The 2255-nt window shown below is 57.6% G+C and carries 3 protein-coding genes; 1 reads left to right on the forward strand and 2 read right to left on the reverse strand.

Going from position 1 to position 2255, the window contains the following annotated elements; translation table 11 throughout:
• A partial coding sequence (locus H5U08_RS16270; RefSeq protein WP_297035432.1) for a DUF4254 domain-containing protein occupies positions 1-377 on the forward strand: 377 nt, incomplete at its 5' end.
• A 76-nt stretch (positions 378-453) separates the two neighbouring features.
• Here H5U08_RS16270 and panB read toward each other — a convergent pair.
• Both panB and H5U08_RS16280 read right to left on the reverse strand, forming a co-directional pair.
• Positions 454-1257 carry a 3-methyl-2-oxobutanoate hydroxymethyltransferase gene (gene panB / locus H5U08_RS16275; protein ID WP_297035435.1) on the reverse strand — a complete coding sequence of 268 codons (804 nt, stop codon included), beginning with the start codon at positions 1255-1257 and terminating at the stop codon, positions 454-456.
• Positions 1258-1314: 57 nt separating this feature from the next.
• A complete protein-coding gene (locus H5U08_RS16280; protein WP_297035440.1) occupies positions 1315-2007 on the reverse strand; it encodes a TlpA disulfide reductase family protein in 693 nt (230 codons plus the stop codon).
• Positions 2008-2255: the final 248 nt, after the last annotated feature.

The raw sequence follows: 2255 nt of genomic DNA on the forward strand, positions 1-2255 counted from the left end.
GCAACGACTGGATCGAGCGTCTTGACGAGTACATTCTCAACAGTCTTGCCGCGTGGGGCGTGCGTCCTCTTTCTCGGGCCAAACTGAATACGGAAACGCCGGGTGCCGCCATTGATCGGTTATCGATTCTCGCTCTTCGCATTTATCATATGGAGGAGCAAACACAGCGCACCGACGTGGATGACGAGCATCGGGACCGGGCCAGGGCAAAGTTGAGCATCCTGTACCAGCAGCACGAAGACCTCAGCACGGCCCTGGCCGATCTCCTGGCGGATCTTTTCTCCGGCAAACGGGTGATGAAAGTCTATCGCCAGTTCAAGATGTACAATGATCCGGCCTACAACCCGTATTTGTCCCAGCGGCGTCCGGCTGCCTGAGCCGTCCCTTCACTGACCTGCATCATGAGGGACACTTGAAGACGCCTCTTACGCCGCGATTGGGCTTCACGGAAATTCACGAAAAACTGTGCTCTGGTCCAGGGAATTTCCCCTCCTGAACCTCTTGGATGTACTGCCGAAGCGCCTGGGTGATGATCTCCCCCAAATTGACGTACTGTTTGGCATGTTTGGGCCTGCGCCCCCCGGCGGCGAAACCAAGCAGATCGTGGAACACGAGAATCTGGCCATCACACTGGGGGCCTGCACCGATGCCGATCGTGGGAATCTCCAGACCGGCGGTGATTTCGGCAGCGATCTCGACCGGGATACATTCGAGAATCACCGCAAAAGCCCCTGCCTGTTGAACAGCCTGGGCATCGGCGAGTAAACGTTCTCGATCCCTTTCCACGCGGTATCCACCGGCAGTTCGAACAGCCTGCGGGCGAAGGCCCAAATGAGCCAGCACCGGGATCCCCGCCTGTACCAGCGCTGCGATGAGCTCTGCCTGCTCCCGCCCCCCTTCCAGCTTGACTGCCTGCGCGCCGGTTTCCTTGAGAATCCGCCCTGCGTTGATCAGAGCGTCCCGCACTCCCGTCTGATAGCTCATAAACGGCATGTCCACCACGACAAGCGCGCGACGCACCGCCCGGCATACCATGTCCGCATGATAGATCATCTGTTCCAGCGTGACGGGCAGTGTTGTGCTCTTTCCCTGGACGACCATGCCCACGCTGTCGCCGACGAGAATTCCATCCACACCGGCCAGGTCGGCCAGCGCAGCCGACGGAAAATCGTACGCCGTGACCATGGTGATTTTTCGGCCGGCGCGCTTCAACCCTGAGAATTTCGGCACCGTTAAAGGAGCGGTATCACTGCTCATCGTCGCGAGGCAACGTTGGTTCAAACAAAAAGTGCGGTCCCGTTTTCCGGAGCTACCTCAGGACGCACTTCCCGACGTGTACGAAACCGAAGAGTTGGCCTCCGGGATGACCAGCTCCGGCCCATCCATGCTCTGGCTCTGGGAAACCGCCGTCTCTTTGAGAAGCCGTTGAACTTCTGCTTCGATCCGCTCGGGATCCGGTGTTTCCGCGTCCAATCCGAAAGTTGCCGCCAGCGCACCATCGCGGCCAAACAGTTTCAGATGGGGAAGAGCTCCACTGGCGATGTTGAATTTCGTGAATGCTTCTTCACCAATGCCGTATCGGCTGACCAATGCCCGCACATCGCCCGTCGCCCCGTGTTTGATGAGGACGCCTTTGACTTCGTCAACCTTCTGCGGATCGCTGATATCATCGATCGCCACGGTCACAACCACCAGTCCCTGCGAGGCATATTTTTTGGCAAGCTCGAGGGTATGGGGTAACAGCTCCATGCAGGGCATACACCACGTCCCCCAAAAATCGACGAGGACGACTTTTCCCTTGTTTTCCTTGAGAATCGCGTCCAGATCCTTTTCGTCCCCTACCTCGACGACCAGGTCAGGCAGTTTCACAGCCGTTTGCTTCGCTTCCGCCGATGGTTGCTGGGCCTCGGTTTTCGCTGGGTTTTCATTCTTCGAAGCCTGGCACCCCAAAAGAGCAAGGACGACAACGGGCATCAAGATCGCAAGGATACTGCGGGAGAATTTCATGTCGGGGCCTCCGTCGGGACATTCCCCAGAAACGCTTCAATGCACGAAACCAGACGGCATCCTTGTCACCGCGTGCCACCATTATCGTGGGGTCAGCAGCGTGGTTCTCCACTCCACAATAAGCTATCTGCCTCATTATTGACGCTGCTGTTAGGCCGATCAAGCCGCGAAGTGGACTGCAAGACGTGCCAAGGCCGAGCCATTCCGATTTTTGCAAAAACCTATGACTCATCGACCGCCGTTGATCG

It is taken from the genome of Thermogutta sp. (assembly GCF_014359955.1).
Lineage (GTDB): Bacteria > Planctomycetota > Planctomycetia > Pirellulales > Thermoguttaceae > Thermogutta.

What these genes read in the sequence shown, in the direction of transcription:
- panB (WP_297035435.1), bottom strand. Translation starts at nt 1,257, where the DNA reads ATGAGCAGTGATACCGCTCCTTTAACGGTGCCGAAATTCTCAGGGTTG.
- H5U08_RS16280 (WP_297035440.1), bottom strand. Translation starts at nt 2,007, where the DNA reads ATGAAATTCTCCCGCAGTATCCTTGCGATCTTGATGCCCGTTGTCGTC.